Genomic DNA, 18,673 nt, shown 5'->3' with positions numbered 1-18,673 from the left:
GGACCGGTCCGCCGCCAGGGGTGAAGGTGAGCCACATGAGCGAGAGGCACATGAGCGAGTCCCGCCGGTTCGTGGTGGGTGACGAGGACTTTCTGCTCGACGGGCGGCCGGTGCGGCTGCTCTCGGGCGCGCTGCACTACTTCCGGGTGCACGAGGAGCAGTGGGAGCACCGGCTCGGGATGCTGCGCGCGATGGGCCTCAACTGTGTCGAGACGTACGTGCCGTGGAACCTGTACGAGCCGGAGCCGGGCCGGTACGGGGACGTGGCGGCGCTCGGCCGCTTCCTGGACGCGGTGGCGCGGGCCGGACTGTGGGCGATCGTGCGGCCGGGCCCGTACATCTGCGCCGAGTGGGAGAACGGCGGGCTGCCGCACTGGCTGACGGGGCCGCTCGGGCGGCGGGTGCGGACGGCCGACCCGGAGTACCTGCGTCATGTCGAGCGCTGGTTCCGGCGGCTGCTGCCCCAGGTGGTGGAGCGGCAGCTCGGGCGGGGCGGGCCGGTGCTCATGGTGCAGGTGGAGAACGAGTACGGCAGCTACGGCACGGACGCCGGGTATCTGCGGTGGGTGGCGGACCTGCTCGTGGCGTGCGGGGTGGAGGTGCCGCTGTTCACCTCGGACGGCCCGGAGGACCACATGCTGACGGGCGGTTCGGTGCCGGGGGTGCTGGCGACGGCGAACTTCGGCTCGGGCGCGCGCGAGGCGTTCGCGACGCTGCGGCGGCACCGGCCGGCCGGCCCGCTGATGTGCATGGAGTTCTGGTGCGGCTGGTTCGACCACTGGGGCACGGACCACGTGGGCCGGGACGCGGCGGACGCGGCGGCGGTGCTGCGCGAGATCCTGGAGTGCGGCGCCTCGGTCAACGTCTACATGGCGCACGGCGGTACGAGCTTCGCCGGCTGGGCCGGGGCGAACCGGGCGGGCGGGCTGCACCGGGGCGCGCTGCGGCCGACGGTCACGTCGTACGACTACGACGCGCCGGTCGACGAGGCGGGGCTGCCGACGGAGAAGTTCTGGCGCTTCCGCGAGGTGCTCGCGGAGTACGCGGAGGGTCCGCTGCCCCAGGTGCCGGAGCCGCCGGCGCGGATCGGGGCGCCCGCGGCGGGCGCGGTGACCGGCTGGGCGCCGCTGGCCGAGGTCCTGGAGGTCCTGGGCGACGCGGAGACGGAGTCGCCGGTGCCGCCGACCTTCGAGGAGCTGGGCGTGGACCGCGGCCTGGTGCGCTACCGGGTGGCGGTGCCGGGGGCGCGGCAGCCGTACCCGCTGGGGGTGACGGGGCTGCGGGACCGGGCGACGGTGTACGTGGACGGGGTGCGGGCCGGGGTCCTGGACCAGGAGGACGCGGAGCTGCCGGAGCCGGTCGCGGGGCCGGCGGTGGTGGACCTGTGGGTGGAGTCCCTGGGCCGGGTCAACTACGGGCCGCGGCTCGCCGAGCCGAAGGGCGTCACGGGCGGGGTGCGGCACGAGCGCCAGTATCTGCACGGGGTACGGGCGCGGGGCCTGCGCCTCGACGCGTTCGAGCCGGCGGCGGTGGCGAAGGTGCCGTTCGGGGAGGTGCCGGAGGGCTGCGGGCCCGGTCTGTACGCGGGCGGGCTTGCGGTGCCGGTCCCCGGCGACGCGTATCTCCGCCTGCCCGGCTGGACCCGCGGCTTCGTCTGGGTGAACGGCTTCTGCCTGGGCCGCTACTGGAACGCGGGCCCGCAGGAGGCGCTGTTCGTGCCGGGCCCGGTGCTGCGGGAGGGCGTGAACGAGGTGTGGGTCCTGGAGCTGGAGGGCGGGCCCGGGGGCGCGGTGGAGCTGGCGTGACGCGGGGGCGGGCCCGGGGTACGAGTACCCCGGGCCCGCTCGGTGCACGCGGTGCTACAGGGCCGCCGCCGCTGCCCTGATGTCGGAGGCGAAGGTGGACACCTCGGAGTAGACGCCGGGGTAGCCGGGCCGGGCGCAGCCCTCGCCCCAGCTCACGATGCCGACCTGGATCCAGGCGCCGTTGTTGTCCTTGCGGAACATCGGGCCGCCGGAGTCGCCCTGGCAGGTGTCGACGCCGCCCTCGTTGTAGCCGGCGCAGATCTCGTCGCCGGGGACGAGGGAGCTGCCGTACGCGGACTGGCAGTCGGCGTCGGAGACGAACGGGACGGTCGCCTTGCGCAGGTAGCGCTGCTGGCCGCCGCCCTCGCGGGTGGCGCCCCAGCCGGCCACGGTGAAGGTGCCGTTGTTGTACGCGGTGGTGTCGGCGATGTTGAGGTTCGGCAGGCTGGTGATGGGCGAGGCGAGCTTGATGAGGGCCCAGTCCTTGCCCTGCCCGCTGTAGCCGGGGGCCTGGTAGACCTTGGTCGAGCGGACCTTGACGGCGCTGCTGGACTGGAGGTCGACGACGCCGGCGGTGGCGGTGATGCTCGTGTTGGCGCCGGAGCCGCTGACGCAGTGCGCGGCGGTGAGGACGACCTGAGGGGTGATCAGGGAGCCGCCACAGCCCATGGAGAGCCTGACCATCCAGGGGAACTCGCCCTGGGCGGCGCGGGTGCCGCCGACGACCGGAGCGGGCGCGGCGGACGCGGTGCTTGTGGGCTGGAGGCTGAGCGCCGCGAGGGCGACCGCGCCGGCCGCGGCGAGTTTCTGCAGGGCGCGGACCAGCCGGTTCTTCTTCTGCATACGACTGCCTTCTTTCATGGGGGGTTGATCTTGATGGCATGAGCCCGTCAAGACGTTCCGGATTATGGAGAGCGCCCAACAGACGTCACAAGAAGGCCTTTTCGGCCAGATGGGGGGATGGGGGACACGGAGCACCCGGCCGTACCCTGGAGGCAGGGGGTGGTCCGGCATGCCGTACGTGCCGCACAGCGATGCAGTCTCCCGCGTCGTCCGCGGGTTCCCGCACCTCGACACGGTCCGCTCGTCCATCACCGCCCTCTACCGGCGGCTCTCCTCCGACGGCGTCCGCCGCTACGAGCTGAGCGTCCCGGCCTCCGACGTCGCCGTAGACGCCCTCGGCGCGCCCGAGGACGGTCTGCACCTCGGCACCCAGCGGGCCGCCCGCGCCCTGGTCCGGCACCTGCGGCTGCCCGACGCCCGGATGGTGGTCAGCTTCCGCCCGATGGAGCACGCGGGCAGCGTCGAACTGTCCGCGGGACCGGAGTACTTCGTCGAGCTCAACGACCGCTTCCGCGTCCACCGCCGGGACATCGGCGCGGTCCTCGCCCACGAGGTCACCCACGTCCTGCTCCACCGCCTCGGGCTGTCCTTCCCCACGACGGCCGAGAACGAGATCCTCACCGACGTCGTCACCACCTACCTCGGCGCGGGCTGGCTGCTCCTCGACGCCTTCCGGCAGGACCGGCTGTCCGGGCAGAAGCTCGGCTATCTCACGCCGGACGAGTTCGGCTACGTGCTCGCCAAGCGGGCCGAGGTGTTCCACGAGGACCCCTCGCCGTGGTTCACCAGCACGGTGGCGTACGAGGCGTGGGAGAAGGGGCGCGAGGAGGCCGCCCGGGACTGGCGCCGCCCGCCGCTCGCCGGTGCGGGCCGGCTCGCCCGGCGGCTCGCCCGCTCCGCCGGTGACGGCGTCTTCCCGTGCCCGGTGTGCGGGCAGCGGCTGCGGGTGACCGGGGCCCGGCGGGTGAAGGCCCGCTGCGGAGTGTGCCGGACGGTCCTGGAGTGCGCGCCGTAGCGCCTCCGCGGCGCAGGCATTTGCGCCGTTCGGGGAGTTCGGGCGAGGGTCGGCGCATGAGCAAGTTGTTCGACGCGCTGTGGGACGGGGACGACGACGGGGTGGTGCGGGCCCTGCGGGAGGGCGCCGACCCCGAGGAGCGGGACGCCGACGGCGCGACCCCGCTCTACCGCGCGGCCGTCGGGAACCAGCCGGTCGCCGTCCGCGTGCTGCTCGCCGCCGGGGCCGACCCGGGCCGCCCGAGCGGCCCGGACGGCGGGGACCTGCCGCTGTGCGGAGCCGCGTGCGGCGGCCACACCGAGGTCGTACGGGCACTGCTCGCGGCCGGCGCGGACCCGGACCAGGAGGAGGCGTACGCGTACACCGCGCTCGCCTGGGCCGTACGCCTCGGGCACACCGGGGCCGCGCGGGCACTGCTCGACGCGGGCGCCGGCCCCGGGCGGCCGGGTCCGGACGGGCTCGACCCGCTGTCCGCCGCCGCCCGGCGCGGCTCGGCGTCCCTGGTCCGGGCCCTGCTGGAGCACGGCGCGGGCCGCGACCGGGCGTCCGTGGAGCGGGCCCTGGCCGAGGCCCGGCGGTGGATCGGCGCGGACATGGCGGCGGTGCTGCGGCGCGGGCTCGTGGAGGGCCGGGGCACGGCGGACACGTACGAGGCGGTGGTGCGGCGGGTGCCCGAGGACGGCGGGATCACCGTGGTCGTCGAGCTGCTGCGGGAGGACGGCGCGCCGAGCCACGGCGACGAACGCCAGACCTCCCACGCCGCGATCGCCACGCTCCTGGAGGGCGCCCTCGGCGAGCCCGCCCCGGCCGAGGAACTCGCCGCCCGCGCCCTGCGCTGCGGCGCCCCCCACCGCGACGACTGGACCACGGCCGTCGCCGCCCTCGCGGCCCGCCCCGACGAGACCGCCTTCGTCACCGCCACCGCCTGGTGCACCGCCCCGGACCCGCTGCTCGCGCCCTGGGCGCGCAGGTGCTGGCCGCGCTGCCCGGGTACGCGGCCGGCGCGGTGCCGGTGCTGCGCCGGCTGGCCGCGGAGGGAACCTCCACCGAGCGGGAGCCCGCGCTGTCCGTCGTGACCGCGCTCGGGGTGTGCGGGGACGGCAGCGCCGTACCGGAGCTGCTCGCCCTCGCCGGGCATCCGGAGGCGGAGGTGCGGCGGCAGGTGGGCGCGGCGCTCGCCGGGCTCGTGCCCGCCGGACACGCGGAGGCCGTCGGGGTCCTGGTGGGCCTGAGCCGGGATCCCGATCCGCGGGTGCGGGACTGGGCGACCCTCGCGCTCGGCGAGCTGCCCGACGACACGCCGGCGGTACGGGAGGCGCTGGCGGCGCGGCTCGCCGACCCGGACCCGGAGACCGCCGCCGAGGCCGCGCGCGGCCTGGCGATCCGTCAGGATCCGCGGGCCGTCGAGGCGCTGGCCGGGATCCTGGCCGACGGCGACCCGGAGGGCCCGGCCCGCGAGACGGCGCTGGCCGCCCTGGAACACGTACCGGATCCGCGGATCAGGACGCGTCTGGAGTGGACCGCGCCCCGGTGCCGCTAGAGCCCCTGTCGTCGGCACGCGCCATGGCGTCGACGGCCGCCCGGGCGAAGGCCATCGCGGGGCCGATGGGGCGCCCGGAGCCCGTCGACCCACGGGTGGGCGCCGACGGTAGGCCGGGGTGGTGGTGCGGGGGGAGCGCGCGTTCCCACTGGCCGGGAAAGCGGCGTGGCGTGCTCCCGCGGGTGCTTCTCGTGCGCCTTCACGCCCCCACCAGGCATGATTACGTAGAGTAGCTGCCCGGGTACGTTTCGTCGTGTCCGCTCTTGGCAACCGGCGGGCAGCCGCCACCACCTCAGGAGAGGCCATGTCGCACATCACCGGTACGGTGCAGACGCTGTCGCCCCCCGTCACCGTCGGGCCCGCGTCGGGCGCCCCGCCGACCTCGCCGGGCACCTGGGCTTACGACTTCCCATGGGTGCCCGCGCCCTCCGGCACCAAGCTGGTCGTGCTGCACTTCAGCGGCGTGAGCCTGCCGGCGAACAACCGGCTGGAGGTCGATCTCGGCTACGGGAAGGACGTGTTCACGTCCTCCGACGGCCCGGAGTTCTGGAGCCGCCCGGTGAACGTGTACGCGTTCCCGGCGGGCCGGGTGCCGATCCGTTACGTGACGGACGGCGCGACCACGGGCGGCGCGACGATCGACCGGTACGCCCGGGGGGAACGGCACGCGGGCAAGCAGGACCCGACGGCGTTCTCCAACAGCGACCCGTTCCTGGGCGAGGCGGTCTACACGGAGCCGAAGTACGACCCGTTCTGGTTCTGCCACACGCCGCCGAACTGGGAGAACGCGGCGTGCGCGACGCCCGCGGCGGACGTGCGCGCCCGGGTCGCGAAGAGCGTCGGGATGATCCTCATGATCGGGGCCGAGGTGTCGACGTGCTCGGTGACCCTGGTCGAGCCGAACGTGGTGCTGACGGCCGGTCACTGCCTGGAGGACGTCGCGGCCGAGGCCGCCTCGGCCTCGGTCACCTTCGACTACGCGACGGACTGCGCGGGCAACCGCCCGCCGGGGTACGCGGCGCGCTTCCACAAGGTCGTGAAGGTGCTCGGGCACACCTACGACCCGAGCACCGGGGTGGACTACTGCCTGCTGCAGCTGAAGGTGCCGGCGGCGGGCCTCGGCATCACGCCGGTCCAGATCCGCCCGGACCGGCCCGGCGTCGGCGAGTCCGTCTTCGGCGTGCACCACCCCAACGGGGCGGTGAAGAAGCTGTCACCGCCGCACGCCTCGTTCGGCGGGGTCCTGGCGAGCTCGACGCGCGCCCTCGACGTCGACTTCGACGTGTCGGGCGGCAGTTCGGGCTCCGGGCTCTTCGACTCCTCCGGAAGGATCGTCGGCATCCTCTCCAACGGCGGAGCCTGTCTGCTGCACTACTACCCGACGTCCAGCATGCTGGGCCGGCTCGCCAACCCGCCGGGGCCGCAGGTGAACCGCGACGTGATGGTGGTCGTCGACCGCTCCGGCAGCATGCAGGAGAAGTCCGGAACCGGCCGCGACCGCACCAAGATCGAGGAGGCCAGGGACGCGGCCTCGCTGTTCGTGCGACTGGTGCGCGCGGGGACCGGGAACCGGCTCGGTCTGGTGTCGTTCTCCACCACCGCGAGCTCGCCCGTGGACTTCGCCCTCGCCCCGGTCACCGACGCCACCAAGAACACGCTCACCGGCCCGGCGCCCTTCACGGGCGGCGTGGTCGGCGGGCTCGCGCCGGGCGGGGCGACGACGATCGGCGGCGGACTCGGGGCGGCGCGCGACCAGTTCCCGGCGCCCGGGACCAATCCGCGCTCGGTCCTGCTGCTCACCGACGGCCTGCAGAACACACCGCCGATGATCGCCGACGTGGAGGGCTCCCTGGCCGGCATCGGCGTCAACGCGGTCGGCTTCGGCACCGAGACCAGTCTCGACGGGGCGCTGCTCACCCGGCTCACGCAGGACCACGACGGGCTCTACACGCGGGCGGGGAACGGGCTCGCGCTGAAGAAGTTCTTCGGACTCGCCTTCGGCAACATCTTCGAGGCGGGCGCGCTGATGGACCCCGAGGCCGACATGCCGGCCGCGATCCGGCGCAGCGACCCGATCCCGTTCCATGTGTGCGGGGAGGAGGCGCTGACCGTGATCGTCGGCTGGGACAACCCGGAGGGCGATCTCCTGATCGCGCTGCGCACCCCGGCCGGCGACTACGTCTCCGCCTCGGCCACCTCCGGCCTGACCTGGTGCTTCGTCCGGGTGCCGCTGCCGTACGGGCAGCAGCGCGACGGCCAGTGGACCGTACAGGTGTACCGGCCGGGCGGCGGCGAGATCCCGCCGCCGGGCGTGGACCTGCGGTACTTCGTGCAGGTGGTGGCCTCGGGCGGGCCGCGCCTTGACCCGGTGCGGGGGCCGGTGCGCCTCTACACCGGCGACGTCGTCAACCCGAAGGTGTTCCTGCACTACGGGGAGGGCGGCAGCCCGCCCGGCGGCCGCGTCGACGTCACGGTCACCCGGCCCACGACGGGCGCGGGCAACCTGCTCGCCCAGGCGGGCCTCGGCGCCCCGGCGAGCGTCGGCGGCGACACGATCCCACCGCGCCAGGCGACGCTGCGGGCGCTGGAGAAGGCAGCCGGGAAGCCGCTGTTCTCGTACGCGACCGACACCTTCCCGCTCTTCGACGACGCGGCGCACACGGACGGCGCCTTCGAAGCGGCCGGCCTGTTCGGCAACCCGCTGCCCGAACTGCTCACCATGGAGGGCAACTACACGTTCCACGCACGGGCGGTGTACGGGGAGGGCTGCGCGTCCAGCCGCGAGGCGCAGTGGACGGTCCACGTCGACGTCTCCGTGGACCCCGGCCGGACCGGCGTCACGGTCGCCGGCGGCCCCGACGGCGGCACGCTCACCCTCGTGCCCCGCGACCGGTACGGGAACCAGCTCGGCCCCGGCCGCTCCGACGCCCTCCCGGTCAGCCCCGCCCCCGGCACCACGCTCACCGGGCCGGTGCGGGACAACGGCGACGGGAGCTACACCGTCCCCGTCACCTGGGTCGCCGGCACCCCGGGCGCCCCCGGGGTCATCGTCTCCCAGCCCGACCGCCCGCCGGTCCTCGTCCCGGGCACCCCGTTGTCCCCGGGTGGCGGCGACCCCTGCGACTGCCTGCGCGGCCTGCTGCGCACCCTGTGCCGCTGCCTCACCCGCCCGCCCCAGCACCCCTGCGACGACCACCCGCACAACCCGCACCACCCTCACGACGACCAGGGCCACCCGCGACCGCGCCCGCACGAGGGCGGGGGCGGCAGCGGAGGCGGCAACTGCGGTGGCGGTGCGGGCTGCTGCGGCGACAAGCGGTAGGAGCAGGGCCGGGAGGGCGGTGACCAGAGCGCGGGGCCGCGCGCCGCCTCACCCGTCGGCGCCGCCGGAGCCGTAGACGGGCTGCGGCGGCTCCGCCTCCGCGAGCAGCTTGAGCGCGGCCTCGCCTGCCTCCGCCGGGGTCCAGCGGGCACCCTTGTCGGCGGTGGGGCCGGGGCGCCAGCCCTCCATGACGGTGAGCCGGCCGCCCTCCGCCTCGAAGACCCGCCCGGTCACCCCGGCGGAGGCGGCCGAGCCGAGCCAGACGACCAGCGGCGAGACGTCCTCCGGCAGCGCGGCGAGCCCGGCGAAGGTCTGCTCGGTCATCCTGGTCCGGGCGGCGGGCGCGATGGCGTTGACCTGGACGCCGTACCGCCCCATCTCGGCCGCCGCGACCAGCGTGAGGCCGACGATCCCGGCCTTGGCCGCGGCGTAGTTGCCCTGCCCGACGCTGCCGAGCAGCCCGGCGCCGGAGGTGGTGTTGACGACCCGGGCGGCGACCGGGCGGCCCGCCTTCGCCTCGGTGCGCCAGTGCCCGGCGGCGTGCCTCAGCGGCAGGAAGTGGCCCTTCACATGGACCCGCAGCACGGCGTCGAAGTCGTCCTCGCCGAGGTTGACGAGCATCCGGTCGCGCAGGAAACCGGCGTTGTTGACGAGGGTGTCGAGCCGGCCGTACGTCTCCAGGGCGGTCCGGACGAGGGAGGCGGCGCCCTCCTCGGTGGCGATGTCGCCGCCGTGGGCGACGGCCTCTCCCCCGGCCGCCCGGATCTCCTCGACGACCCGGGCGGCCGGGCTGTCCTCGTCGGGCCGTCCGTCGAGGCCGACGCCGAGGTCGTTGACGACGACCCTGGCGCCCTCGGCGGCGAAGGCCAGGGCGTGGGCGCGCCCCAGACCCCGTCCGGCACCGGTCACGATCACCACTCGTTCGTCACACAGACCCATCTCGGCTCTCCTTGTCGGCGGTCGGCTTGTCGGCGGTCGGCTTGTCGGCGGTCGACTTGTTGACGGTTGCGGCATCCAGGAAGGCGGGGCGTTCCCCGCCGCCGTGCACGAGCAGCGAGGCCCCGGAGACGTAGGCGGCGCGGTCGGAGGCGAGGAAGACCGCGGCCTCGCCGATGTCGGACGGTTCGGCGAGCCGGCCGAGCGGCACGGTGCGGCCGACGGAGGCGATGCCGTCCGCGTCGCCGTAGTGCAGGTGGGACAGTTCGGTGCGGACCATGCCGAGGACCAGGGTGTTGACCCTGACCTCCGGGGCCCATTCGACGGCCATGGAGCGGGCCAGGTTCTCCAGGCCCGCCTTGGCGGCGCCGTAGGCGGCGGTGCCGGGCGAGGGGCGGGTGCCGCTGACGCTGCCGATCATGACGACCGAACCGCGGGCGGCGCGCAGCAGCCCGTAGGCGGCGAGGGAGACGCCCAGCGGGGCGGTGAGGTTCAGCTCGACGATCCGCGCGTGCTGTTCGCCACGCCCTTCGCCGAGGAGCCGGTACGGGGTCCCGCCCGCGTTGTTGACGAGGGTGTCGAGCCGCCCGTACCGCTCGGCGACCCCCGCGAAGAAGTCCGCCACCTCCTCGGATCGCCGCAGGTCGAGCGCGTGGAACGCGGCCTCGCGACCGCCGTCCGCGACCGGCTCGTCCGGGGGTCTGCGGGCGCAGACGACGACCTCGGCCCCGGCCCGCAGAAAGGCCCGGGCGATGCCCGCGCCGATCCCGCGGGTTCCGCCGGTGACGACGGCGACCCTCCCGTCCAGCTCCATCGGCTGCTACCTTCCTCCCACTGCACCTAACAAACGTTTGGTGGAAAGGTAGCTGATCCGCTCATGGGTGTCTCCACCTCACGCCCGGACAAGGGCATCGCACTCGTCACCGTCGACTTCCCGCCCGTCAACGCCCTTCCCGTGCGCGGCTGGTACGAGCTGGCCGACGCCGTCCGCGCCGCCGGGCGCGACCCGGAGATCCGCTGCGTCGTGCTCGCCGCCGCGGGCCGCGGCTTCAACGCGGGCGTCGACATCAAGGAGCTCCAGCGCGACCCCGGTCACGGCTCGCTCGTCGCCGTCAACCACGGCTGCGCGGAGGCGTTCGCAGCGGTCTACGACTGCGAGGTGCCGGTCGTCGCCGCGGTCGGCGGCTTCTGCCTGGGCGGGGGCATCGGGCTCGTCGGCAACGCGGACGCGATCGTCGCCTCCGACGACGCCGTCTTCGGCCTCCCCGAACTCGACCGGGGCGCGCTCGGCGCCGCCACCCATCTCGCCCGGCTCGTGCCGCAGCACCTGATGCGCGCCCTGTACTACACCTCGCGCACCGCCACCGCGCAGGAGCTGCACGCCCACGGCTCGGTGTGGAAGGTGGTGCCTCGCGAGGAACTCCACTCGGCGGCTCTGGAGTTGGCGGCCGAGATCGCGGCCAAGGACGGCACCCTCATCCGGCTCGCCAAGGCAGCCATCAACGGCATCGACCCGGTCGACGTGCGCCGCAGCTACCGCTACGAGCAGGGCTTCACCTTCGAGGCCAACCTCAGCGGCATCGCCGACCGGGTCCGCGACTCCTTCGGAAGGGACGGTGGGGACCGGTGACCGACAAGACCATGACGCCCGAGGACGTGGTGGCGCGCCTCCGCTCCGGGATGACGATCGGCATCGGCGGCTGGGGCTCCAGGCGCAAGCCGATGGCCCTGGTCAGAGCGCTGCTCCGGTCCGAGATCACCGATCTCACCGTGATCTCGTACGGCGGCCCCGACGTGGGCCTGCTCGCCGCCGCCGGCCGTCTCCGACGCCTCGTCACACCCTTCGCGACCCTCGACTCCATCCCCCTCGAACCGCACTTCCGGGCCGCCCGCGAGCGCGCCGCCTTCGAGCTCACCGAGCTCGACGAGGCCATGTTCATGTGGGGCCTGCACGCGGCCGCCAACCGGCTGCCCTTCCTGCCGGTGCGGGCCGGCCTCGGCTCCGACGTCATGCGGGTCAACCCGGGCCTGCGGACGGTCACCTCCCCGTACGAGGACGGCGAGGAGTTCGTCGCCGTGCCCGCGCTCCGCATGGACGCCGCCCTCGTCCACCTCAACCGCGCCGACCGCCTCGGCAACGCCCAGTACCTCGGCCCCGACCCGTACTTCGACGACCTCTTCTGCGAGGCCGCCGACACCGCGTACGTCTCCTGCGAACGCCTCGTCGACGACGAGACCGGCTTCGGCCCGGACACCGTGCCGCAGAGCCTGCTCGTCTCCCGGCACAGCGTCACCGGCGTCGTCGAGACCCCGAACGGCGCCCACTTCACCTCCTGCGTCCCCGACCACGACCGCGACGAGCCCTTCCAGAAGCTCTACGCGACCACCCCCTGGCCCGAGTTCGCCGAACGCTTCCTGTCCGGCAAGAGCGAGGACGACTACCAGGCCGCCGTGCGCGCCTGGCACGACGAGCGAAAGGACGACTCACGATGACGGCCGTCACCCGGGCCGAGTACTGCGTGATCGCCTGCGCCGAGGCATGGCGCGGCGACGGCGAGGTGCTCGCCAGCCCCATGGGCCTGATCCCCGCCCTCGGCGCCCGCCTCGCCAAGCGGACCTTCTCCCCCGACCTGCTCCTCACCGACGGCGAGGCGATGCTGGTCGGCCTCGACGGGCGGCCCGAGGGCTGGCTGCCGTACCGCCGGCACCTGACCATGGTCACGGGCGGAAAGCGGCACGTGATGATGGGCGCCAGCCAGATCGACCGCTACGGCAACCAGAACATCTCCTGCATCGGCGACTGGGAGCGGCCCGCCCGCCAGCTCCTCGGCGTGCGCGGCGCACCCGTCAACACCCTGAACAATCCGGTGAGTTACTGGATCCCCAGGCACTCGCCCCGGGTGTTCGTCGAGCGCGTCGACATGATCAGCGGCGTCGGCTACGACCACGCCACCGGCCCGTACCACCGCCTCCCCCGCGTCGTCACCGACCTCGCCGTGCTCGACTTCGCGACGCCGGACCACCGGATGCGGCTCGCCTCCGTGCACCCGGGCGTGAGCGTCGACGACGTACGGGCGGCCACCGGCTTCGAGCTCGTGATCGAGGCCGACGTGCCCGCGACGCGTGAGCCGAGCGCCGAGGAGCTCCGGCTCATCCGCGAGGTCATCGACCCGGCCGGGGTGCGCGAGCGCGAGGTCAGGTCCTGATGGAAACCCCCGGCACGGACACCGCCGGCACGGACACACCCGGCTCGGACACCGCCCGCATGGACGCCACCCCCGGCATGGAGACCGCGCTCACCAAGCTCGTCGGCGTCCGCCACCCCCTCGTCCAGACCGGCATGGGCTGGGTCGCCGGGCCCCGGCTCGTCTCCGCCACCGCCAACGCCGGCGCGCTCGGCATCCTCGCCTCCGCGACCATGACCGTCGACGAACTGCGGTCCGCGGTACGGGAGGTGAAGTCCCGCACCGACCAGCCGTTCGGGGTCAATCTGCGCGCCGACGCGGGCGACGCGCGCGAGCGGGTCCGGATCATCGTCGACGAGGGCGTCCGGGTCGCCTCCTTCGCCCTCGCGCCCTCCCGCGAGCTGATCGCCGAGCTCAAGGACGCCGGTGTCGTCGTCATCCCGTCCATCGGGGCGCGCCGGCACGCCGAGAAGGTCGCCGCGTGGGGCGCGGACGCGGTGGTCGTACAGGGCGCCGAGGGCGGCGGGCACACCGGCGAGGTGGCGACGACCGTGCTCCTGCCGCAGGTGGTGGACGCCGTCGGCATCCCGGTGATCGCGGCCGGCGGCTTCCACGACGGGCGCGGCCTGGTCGCCGCGCTCGCCTACGGGGCGGCGGGCGTCGCGATGGGCACCCGCTTCCTCCTCACCTCCGACTCGACCGTGCCCGACGCGGTCAAGGCGAGGTACCTGGCCGCGACGGTCCGGGACGTCACCGTCACCACCGCCGTCGACGGCCTGCCGCACCGGATGCTGCGCACCGAGATGGTCGCCGCGCTCGAGAAGGCGGGCCCGGTGAGGGCGTTGGCGCAGGCGGTGCGCCGGGCCGCGGGCTTCCGCAGGCTCAGCGGGATGTCCTGGACGGCGATGGTCCGCGACGGCCTCGCGATGCGCCACGGCAAGGACCTGTCCTGGAGCCAGGTCCTGCTCGCCGCGAACACGCCGATGCTCCTGAAGGCCGCCATGGTCGAGGGCCGCACCGACCTCGGCGTCATGGCCTCCGGACAGGTCGCGGGGGTGATCGAGGACCTGCCCAGCTGCGCGGAACTCGTCACCCGGATCATGTCCGAGGCCGCGCACGTGCTCCGTACCCTTCCATCCTCGTGAGGGAGTCAGCCATGTCTCTGGCCAGCCACGCACTGTCGAGACGCGCACTGCTGAGCACCGCCGGCGCCACCGCGCTCCTCGCGGTCGCCGCCCCGCCCGGCCTCGCCCGGCCACGGGTCCGCGCGACCACGAGCGGGATCCGCCAGATCCCGCTCCAGGGCGCGGTCAACGTCCGTGACCTGGGCGGTTACGGCACGTACGACGGCAAGCGGGTCCGGTACGGGCTCGTCTACCGCGGCGACCACCTGGGCAAGCTGACCGACGCCGACGTGACCACCGTCGCCGGCCTCGGTCTCGGCCGGGTGATCGACTTCCGGATCCCGCTGGAGGTGCAGTACGACGGGGCCGACCGGCTGCCGGCCGGCGTCGCCGGGGTCTCCAGGTCCGTCACGGACAACGGTCTGTACGGGCAGCTGCTCGCCGCCATCGGTTCGCGCGACCCGGTCCGGCAGGAGGAGATGCTCGGCGGCGGCCGGGCCGCGGCCTTCATGACGGAGGTGTACCGCACCTTCGTCACCAGCGCCGCCAACCGCGAGCGCCTCGGCACGACCCTCCGCGAACTCGCCGCGCCCGGCGCCGCCCCGGTCCTCTACCACTGCACCTCGGGCAAGGACCGCACCGGCTGGGAGAGCTGGCTGCTGCTCCAGCTGCTCGGCGTGCCCGAGCCCGTCGCCACGGACGACTACCTGGCCTCCAACACCTTCCGTGCCGCCTACGACGCCCGGGTGCGCGAGGGCCTCCGGCAGAGCGGCACGATGCAGAACCCGGACCTGATCGTCCCGCTCCAGGAGGTCCGCCAGGAGTACCTGGACGCGGCCCTCGACGAGGTCCGCGCCCGCTACGGCGGCCTCTTCCGGTATCTCACCGACGGCCTCGGCCTGGACCTGCGCACCATGGCCGGTCTCCGGGACCGCCTGGTGGCCTGACCGTCCCCGTACAAGCAGACGGCCCGCACCCCGCCCGGGGTGCGGGCCACCGCCGTTGCTCAGAGCCGCTCGACAACGCCTGCGCCGGCCTCCGGCCGGACGGTGGGGGTGCTGCGACCTCGTGGTCAGAGCCGCTCGATGACCGTCACGTTCGCCTGGCCACCGCCCTCGCACATCGTCTGCAGCCCGTAGCGGCCGCCCGTGCGCTCCAGTTCGTGCAGCAGTGTCGTCATCAGCTTCACGCCGGTCGCGCCCAGCGGGTGGCCGAGGGCGATGGCGCCGCCGTTGACGTTGACGCGCTCCGGGTCGGCGCCGGTCTCCTTGAGCCAGGCGAGGACGACCGGGGCGAAGGCCTCGTTGATCTCGACGAGGTCGATGCCGTCGATGGTCATGCCGGTCTTCTTCAGGGCGTACGCGGTCGCCGGTATCGGCGCGGACAGCATCCGGATCGGGTCCTCGCCGCGCACCGACAGGTGGTGGATACGGGCCCGGGGCGTGAGCCCGTGCTCGCGCACCGCGCGCTCGCTCGCGATCAGCATCGCGGCCGCGCCGTCCGAGACCTGGGAGGAGCAGGCGGCGGTGATCGTGCCGCCCTCGACGACCGTCTTGAGGCCCGCCATCTTCTCCAGGCTGGTGTCGCGGCGCGGGCCCTCGTCGACCGTCACGTCCCCGTAGGCCACGGTCTCGCGGGCGAAGCGGCCCTCGTCGATCGCGCGCAGCGCGCGCTGGTGCGAGCGCAGCGCGAACTCCTCCTGGTCGCGCCGGGTGATGCCCCACTTGGCGGCGATCAGCTCGGCGCCGTGGAACTGGTTGACCGGCGCGTCGCCGTACCGGGCGCGCCAGCCCTCGGAACCGGCGTACGGGCCCTGGGTGAGGCCGAGCGGCTCGGCGGCCTGCCGGGAGGCGAAGGCGATCGGGATCATCGTCATGTTCTGGGTGCCGCCCGCGACCACCAGGTCCTGGGTGCCGGAGAGCACGCCCTGGGCGGCGAAGTGGACGGCCTGCTGGGAGGAGCCGCACTGGCGGTCGACGGTGACGCCGGGGACCTCCTCGGGCAGGCCGGCGGCGAGCCAGCAGGTGCGGGCGATGTCGCCGGCCTGCGGCCCGACGGTGTCGAGGCAGCCGAAGACCACGTCCTCGACGGCGGCCGGGTCGATGCCGGTGCGCGCGACGAGGGCCTTCAGGACGTGGGCGCCGAGGTCCGCCGGATGGACGGCGCCGAGCCCGCCCTTGCGGCGGCCCACCGGGGTGCGGACCGCGTCGACGATGTATGCCTCGGCCATGACTGTTCCTCCTGAGGATCGAAACGGGTTACGTGCGTACGGCGATCCCGTCGAGCACCATCGACAGGTACTGGCGGGCGATCTCCTCCGGGCTGTGCCGGCCGCCCGGGCGGTACCAGCTCGCGGCGACCCAGACGGTGTCGCGCACGAAGCGGTAGGTGAGCCGGATGTCGAGGTCGGCGCGGAAGGCGCCGCTTTCGACCCCGCGCTCCAGGGTGCCGAGCCACGCCTTCTCGAACTTCACCTGCGAGTCGGCGAGGTAGTGGAAGCGCGGCTGGTCGGCGAGGTGGCGGGACTCCTTCTGGTAGATGGCGACGGCGGCGCGGTGCCGGTCGATCTCCCGGAAGGACTCGGTGACGAGGGCCTCGATGGTCTCCCGGGGGCCGAGTCCGGCGGCGAGCACGGTGTCGTACCCGTCCCAGAGCTCGTTCAGGAAGGTCGAGAGGATCTCGTCGAGCATCGATTCCTTGGAATCGAAGTGGTAGTAGAGGCTGCCGGCGAGCATGCCCGCCTCGTCGGCGATCTTGCGGACGGTGGTGGCGTTGTACCCCTGGGCGGCGAACACCTCGGCGGCGATGCCGAGCAGCTCGCGGCGCCGCTCGGGCGAGGCGGTCACCTGGGGCTTCTTCTTCGGGTTCTTGGGGGAAGGCTTGGTCGTTGGCACGCGTCCATTGTTGTCCTACGGGTGCCGGCTGCTGACGGAGACCGTCTCGCCGGTCATGTAGGAGGAGTAGTCGCTGGCCAGGAAGACGATGACGTTGGCGACCTCCCACGGCTCGGCGTACCGCCCGAACGCCTCGCGCGCGGTCAGCTCGTCGAGCAGCTCGGCCGAGGTGACCTTGACCAGGTGCGGGTGCATGGCGAGGGAGGGCGCGACGGCGTTGACGCGGACGCCGAGGGCGGCGGCCTCGACCGCGGCGCAGCGGGTGAGGGCCATGACGCCGGCCTTGGCGGCGGCGTAGTGGGCCTGGCCTGCCTGGGCGCGCCAGCCGATGACGGACGCGTTGTTGACGATGACGCCCTTGCGGCCGGTGTCGCGGAAGTGGCGCAGCGCGGCGCGGGTGCAGCGGAAGGTGCCGTTCAGGGTGACGTCGACGACCCGGTGCCACTGTTCGTCGGTCATGTCGGCGAGCTCGGCGGTGCCGCCGAGGCCGGCGTTGTGGACGAGGACGTCGAGGCCGCCGTGGAGCCGTACGGCCGTGTCGTACAGGGCCTGGACCTGGCTCTCGTCGGTGACGTCGCAGGGCAGGGCGGCGACCTTGCCGGCGCCGAACTCGGCGGCGAGCGCGGTCTCGGTCTCCTTGAGGCGGCGGGCGTGGGCGTCGCTGATCAGCACGCGGGCGCCCTCCTCCAGGAGGCGGCGGGCGGTGGCGCCGCCGATGCCGGCGCCGGCGGCGGCGGTGACGAGGGCGGTGCGCCCGGCGAGCAGGCCGTGGCCTGCGACGTAGGGCGGCGGCGGGGTACGGGGGCTCATGCGCGGGGCTCCTTCGGGAGGCCGAGCACCCGCTCGGCGATGATGTTCCGCTGGATCTCGCTCGACCCGGCGTAGATGGTGTCGGCGCGGGAGAACAGGAACAGGCGCTGCCAGTCGTCGAGTTCGTACGGCGCTCCGGCGGCGAGGGTGCCGGCGGCGCCGCGGACGTCCATGGCGAGTTCGCCGAGGTCGCGGTGCCAGTGGGACCAGTAGAGCTTGGCCATGGAGGGGTCGGCGCCGTACCGGGCGTTGGCGCGCATGGTGCGCAGGCCGATCCAGGCGCGGACGAGCCGGTCGCGGATCAGCGGGTCGGCGGCGGCGCCGTTGGCGCGGGCGAGGTCGAGGAGCGCCTCGAACTCGCGGCGGAAGCCGACCTGCTGGCCGAGGGTGGAGACGCCGCGCTCGTAGCCGAGGGTGGCCATGGCGATCCGCCAGCCGTCGCCGGGGGCGCCGACGACGTGGCCGGCCGGGGTGCGGGCGCCGTCGAAGAAGACCTCGTTGAACTCGCTGGTGCCGGTGAGCTGGGTGATCGGCCGGATCTCGACGCCGGGCTGGTCGAGCGGGACGAGGAGGTAGGAGAGCCCGGCGTGCGGTCGGGCGCCGGGGGCGCGTGACTCCGTCCGGGCGAGGACGAAGCACCACTGGGACTCGTGGGCGAGCGAGGTCCAGATCTTCTGGCCGTGCACGACCCACTCGTCGCCCTCCCGTACGGCCCGGGTGCGCACGGCGGCGAGGTCGGAGCCGGCGCCGGGTTCGCTGTAGCCCTGGCACCACAGCTCCTCGACGGCCCTGATGGCGGGCAGGAAGCGGGCTTTCTGCTGCTCGGTGCCGTGGTCGATGAGGGTGGGGCCGAGGAGCTGTTCGCCGATGTGGTTGACCCGGGCGGGGGCGTCGGCGAGGGCGTACTCCTCGTGGAAGGCGATCTGCTCCTCGATGCTCGCGCCGCGCCCGCCGTACTCCTTCGGCCAGCCGACGCAGGTCCAGCCGTGGGCGGCCATGTGCCGTTCCCAGGCGAGCCGTTCGGCGAAGGCCTCGTGCTCCCGGCCGGGGCCGCCGAGGCCCTTCAGCGCGGCGAACTCCCCGCCGAGCCGGACCTTCAGCCAGTCGCGTATCTCGGTGCGGAACTCCTCGACGCTGCTCATGGCGCTGCTCATGGCTGCACGGTAACCTACCAAACACTTGTTAGGGAAGGATGAGAC

17 protein-coding genes are annotated in these 18,673 nt (G+C 74.1%); 10 read left to right on the top strand and 7 right to left on the bottom strand.

Going from position 1 to position 18,673, the window contains the following annotated elements:
* Positions 1 to 35 precede the first annotated feature (35 nt).
* The gene (locus tag ACWEV0_RS02130; protein WP_453145622.1) at positions 36 to 1,805 is read left to right on the top strand and encodes a glycoside hydrolase family 35 protein; all 1,770 of its coding nucleotides are present in this window, start codon (positions 36 to 38) and stop codon (positions 1,803 to 1,805) included.
* A 54-nt stretch (positions 1,806 to 1,859) separates the two neighbouring features.
* On the opposite strand, the gene ACWEV0_RS02125 is transcribed toward ACWEV0_RS02130, so the two are convergent.
* Positions 1,860 to 2,648 (bottom strand): S1 family peptidase, encoded by a 789-nt coding sequence (locus tag ACWEV0_RS02125; RefSeq protein ID WP_453145620.1) that lies wholly within the window; start codon positions 2,646 to 2,648, stop codon positions 1,860 to 1,862.
* A gap of 169 nt (positions 2,649 to 2,817) precedes the next feature.
* Here ACWEV0_RS02125 and ACWEV0_RS02120 point away from each other — a divergent pair, with 169 nt between their 5' ends.
* The 4 genes from ACWEV0_RS02120 (at position 2,818) to ACWEV0_RS02105 (ending at position 8,525) form a co-directional block, all read left to right on the top strand.
* Positions 2,818 to 3,663 carry a hypothetical protein gene (locus tag ACWEV0_RS02120; RefSeq protein WP_453145619.1) on the top strand — a complete coding sequence of 282 codons (846 nt, stop codon included), beginning with the start codon at positions 2,818 to 2,820 and terminating at the stop codon, positions 3,661 to 3,663.
* A 56-nt stretch (positions 3,664 to 3,719) separates the two neighbouring features.
* Positions 3,720 to 4,739: an ankyrin repeat domain-containing protein gene (locus ACWEV0_RS02115; protein WP_453145617.1), complete on the top strand. Its 1,020-nt coding sequence runs from the start codon at positions 3,720 to 3,722 to the stop codon at positions 4,737 to 4,739.
* Positions 4,736 to 5,203 carry a HEAT repeat domain-containing protein gene (locus ACWEV0_RS02110; RefSeq protein ID WP_453145616.1) on the top strand — a complete coding sequence of 156 codons (468 nt, stop codon included), beginning with the start codon at positions 4,736 to 4,738 and terminating at the stop codon, positions 5,201 to 5,203. The genes ACWEV0_RS02115 and ACWEV0_RS02110 overlap by 4 nt, the downstream gene beginning before the upstream one ends.
* A gap of 304 nt (positions 5,204 to 5,507) precedes the next feature.
* A complete protein-coding gene (locus ACWEV0_RS02105) occupies positions 5,508 to 8,525 on the top strand; it encodes a trypsin-like peptidase domain-containing protein (RefSeq protein WP_453145615.1) in 3,018 nt (1,005 codons plus the stop codon).
* A 48-nt stretch (positions 8,526 to 8,573) separates the two neighbouring features.
* On the opposite strand, the gene ACWEV0_RS02100 is transcribed toward ACWEV0_RS02105, so the two are convergent.
* Together ACWEV0_RS02100 and ACWEV0_RS02095 are read right to left on the bottom strand one after the other, a co-directional pair.
* Entirely contained in the window at positions 8,574 to 9,464 is an 891-nt protein-coding gene (locus ACWEV0_RS02100) for an SDR family oxidoreductase (protein WP_453145613.1), read from the bottom strand.
* The gene (locus ACWEV0_RS02095) at positions 9,451 to 10,275 is read right to left on the bottom strand and encodes an SDR family oxidoreductase (RefSeq protein WP_453145612.1); all 825 of its coding nucleotides are present in this window, start codon (positions 10,273 to 10,275) and stop codon (positions 9,451 to 9,453) included. The genes ACWEV0_RS02100 and ACWEV0_RS02095 overlap by 14 nt, the downstream gene beginning before the upstream one ends.
* 63 nt (positions 10,276 to 10,338) lie before the next feature.
* Here ACWEV0_RS02095 and ACWEV0_RS02090 point away from each other — a divergent pair, with 63 nt between their 5' ends.
* The 5 genes from ACWEV0_RS02090 (at position 10,339) to ACWEV0_RS02070 (ending at position 14,717) form a co-directional block, all read left to right on the top strand.
* Complete coding sequence (locus ACWEV0_RS02090) at positions 10,339 to 11,091, top strand: enoyl-CoA hydratase family protein (RefSeq protein ID WP_453145610.1); 753 nt, start codon at positions 10,339 to 10,341, stop codon at positions 11,089 to 11,091.
* Complete coding sequence (locus ACWEV0_RS02085; RefSeq protein ID WP_453145608.1) at positions 11,088 to 11,954, top strand: CoA transferase subunit A; 867 nt, start codon at positions 11,088 to 11,090, stop codon at positions 11,952 to 11,954. Before ACWEV0_RS02090 ends, ACWEV0_RS02085 begins: the two co-directional genes overlap by 4 nt.
* Positions 11,951 to 12,667, top strand: coding sequence for a CoA-transferase subunit beta (locus tag ACWEV0_RS02080; RefSeq protein WP_453145607.1), 717 nt, complete (start codon positions 11,951 to 11,953; stop codon positions 12,665 to 12,667). Before ACWEV0_RS02085 ends, ACWEV0_RS02080 begins: the two co-directional genes overlap by 4 nt.
* Positions 12,668 to 12,744: 77 nt before the next feature.
* The gene (locus ACWEV0_RS02075; protein ID WP_453145769.1) at positions 12,745 to 13,791 is read left to right on the top strand and encodes an NAD(P)H-dependent flavin oxidoreductase; all 1,047 of its coding nucleotides are present in this window, start codon (positions 12,745 to 12,747) and stop codon (positions 13,789 to 13,791) included.
* Between the two features lie 11 nt (positions 13,792 to 13,802).
* Complete coding sequence (locus ACWEV0_RS02070; RefSeq protein ID WP_453145606.1) at positions 13,803 to 14,717, top strand: tyrosine-protein phosphatase; 915 nt, start codon at positions 13,803 to 13,805, stop codon at positions 14,715 to 14,717.
* 125 nt (positions 14,718 to 14,842) lie between these two features.
* On the opposite strand, the gene ACWEV0_RS02065 is transcribed toward ACWEV0_RS02070, so the two are convergent.
* From ACWEV0_RS02065 to ACWEV0_RS02050, 4 genes are read right to left on the bottom strand one after another with little or no spacing between them, the layout of a single operon-like run.
* The gene (locus ACWEV0_RS02065) at positions 14,843 to 16,000 is read right to left on the bottom strand and encodes an acetyl-CoA C-acetyltransferase (protein ID WP_453145604.1); all 1,158 of its coding nucleotides are present in this window, start codon (positions 15,998 to 16,000) and stop codon (positions 14,843 to 14,845) included.
* A gap of 28 nt (positions 16,001 to 16,028) precedes the next feature.
* Entirely contained in the window at positions 16,029 to 16,664 is a 636-nt protein-coding gene (locus ACWEV0_RS02060) for a TetR/AcrR family transcriptional regulator (protein WP_453145602.1), read from the bottom strand.
* A 15-nt stretch (positions 16,665 to 16,679) separates the two neighbouring features.
* Positions 16,680 to 17,474 carry an SDR family oxidoreductase gene (locus tag ACWEV0_RS02055; RefSeq protein WP_453145600.1) on the bottom strand — a complete coding sequence of 265 codons (795 nt, stop codon included), beginning with the start codon at positions 17,472 to 17,474 and terminating at the stop codon, positions 16,680 to 16,682.
* Positions 17,471 to 18,628 (bottom strand): acyl-CoA dehydrogenase family protein, encoded by a 1,158-nt coding sequence (locus ACWEV0_RS02050; protein ID WP_453145598.1) that lies wholly within the window; start codon positions 18,626 to 18,628, stop codon positions 17,471 to 17,473. Before ACWEV0_RS02050 ends, ACWEV0_RS02055 begins: the two co-directional genes overlap by 4 nt.
* Positions 18,629 to 18,673 lie beyond the last annotated feature (45 nt).

This window comes from Streptomyces sp. NPDC003943 (assembly GCF_053605265.1).
Note: the sequence above shows the minus strand (reverse complement) of the source record. Positions and strands in the feature narration are given on the sequence as shown.

Excerpts from the sequence above, each read along its gene's own strand:
- ACWEV0_RS02130 (WP_453145622.1), top strand. The coding sequence starts at position 36 with ATGAGCGAGAGGCACATGAGCGAGTCCCGCCGGTTCGTGGTGGGTGAC.
- ACWEV0_RS02125 (WP_453145620.1), bottom strand. The coding sequence starts at position 2,648 with ATGCAGAAGAAGAACCGGCTGGTCCGCGCCCTGCAGAAACTCGCCGCG.
- ACWEV0_RS02120 (WP_453145619.1), top strand. The coding sequence starts at position 2,818 with ATGCCGTACGTGCCGCACAGCGATGCAGTCTCCCGCGTCGTCCGCGGG.
- ACWEV0_RS02115 (WP_453145617.1), top strand. The coding sequence starts at position 3,720 with ATGAGCAAGTTGTTCGACGCGCTGTGGGACGGGGACGACGACGGGGTG.
- ACWEV0_RS02105 (WP_453145615.1), top strand. The coding sequence starts at position 5,508 with ATGTCGCACATCACCGGTACGGTGCAGACGCTGTCGCCCCCCGTCACC.
- ACWEV0_RS02100 (WP_453145613.1), bottom strand. The coding sequence starts at position 9,464 with ATGGGTCTGTGTGACGAACGAGTGGTGATCGTGACCGGTGCCGGACGG.
- ACWEV0_RS02095 (WP_453145612.1), bottom strand. The coding sequence starts at position 10,275 with ATGGAGCTGGACGGGAGGGTCGCCGTCGTCACCGGCGGAACCCGCGGG.
- ACWEV0_RS02090 (WP_453145610.1), top strand. The coding sequence starts at position 10,339 with ATGGGTGTCTCCACCTCACGCCCGGACAAGGGCATCGCACTCGTCACC.
- ACWEV0_RS02080 (WP_453145607.1), top strand. The coding sequence starts at position 11,951 with ATGACGGCCGTCACCCGGGCCGAGTACTGCGTGATCGCCTGCGCCGAG.
- ACWEV0_RS02075 (WP_453145769.1), top strand. The coding sequence starts at position 12,745 with ATGGAGACCGCGCTCACCAAGCTCGTCGGCGTCCGCCACCCCCTCGTC.
- ACWEV0_RS02070 (WP_453145606.1), top strand. The coding sequence starts at position 13,803 with ATGTCTCTGGCCAGCCACGCACTGTCGAGACGCGCACTGCTGAGCACC.
- ACWEV0_RS02065 (WP_453145604.1), bottom strand. The coding sequence starts at position 16,000 with ATGGCCGAGGCATACATCGTCGACGCGGTCCGCACCCCGGTGGGCCGC.
- ACWEV0_RS02055 (WP_453145600.1), bottom strand. The coding sequence starts at position 17,474 with ATGAGCCCCCGTACCCCGCCGCCGCCCTACGTCGCAGGCCACGGCCTG.
- ACWEV0_RS02050 (WP_453145598.1), bottom strand. The coding sequence starts at position 18,628 with ATGAGCAGCGCCATGAGCAGCGTCGAGGAGTTCCGCACCGAGATACGC.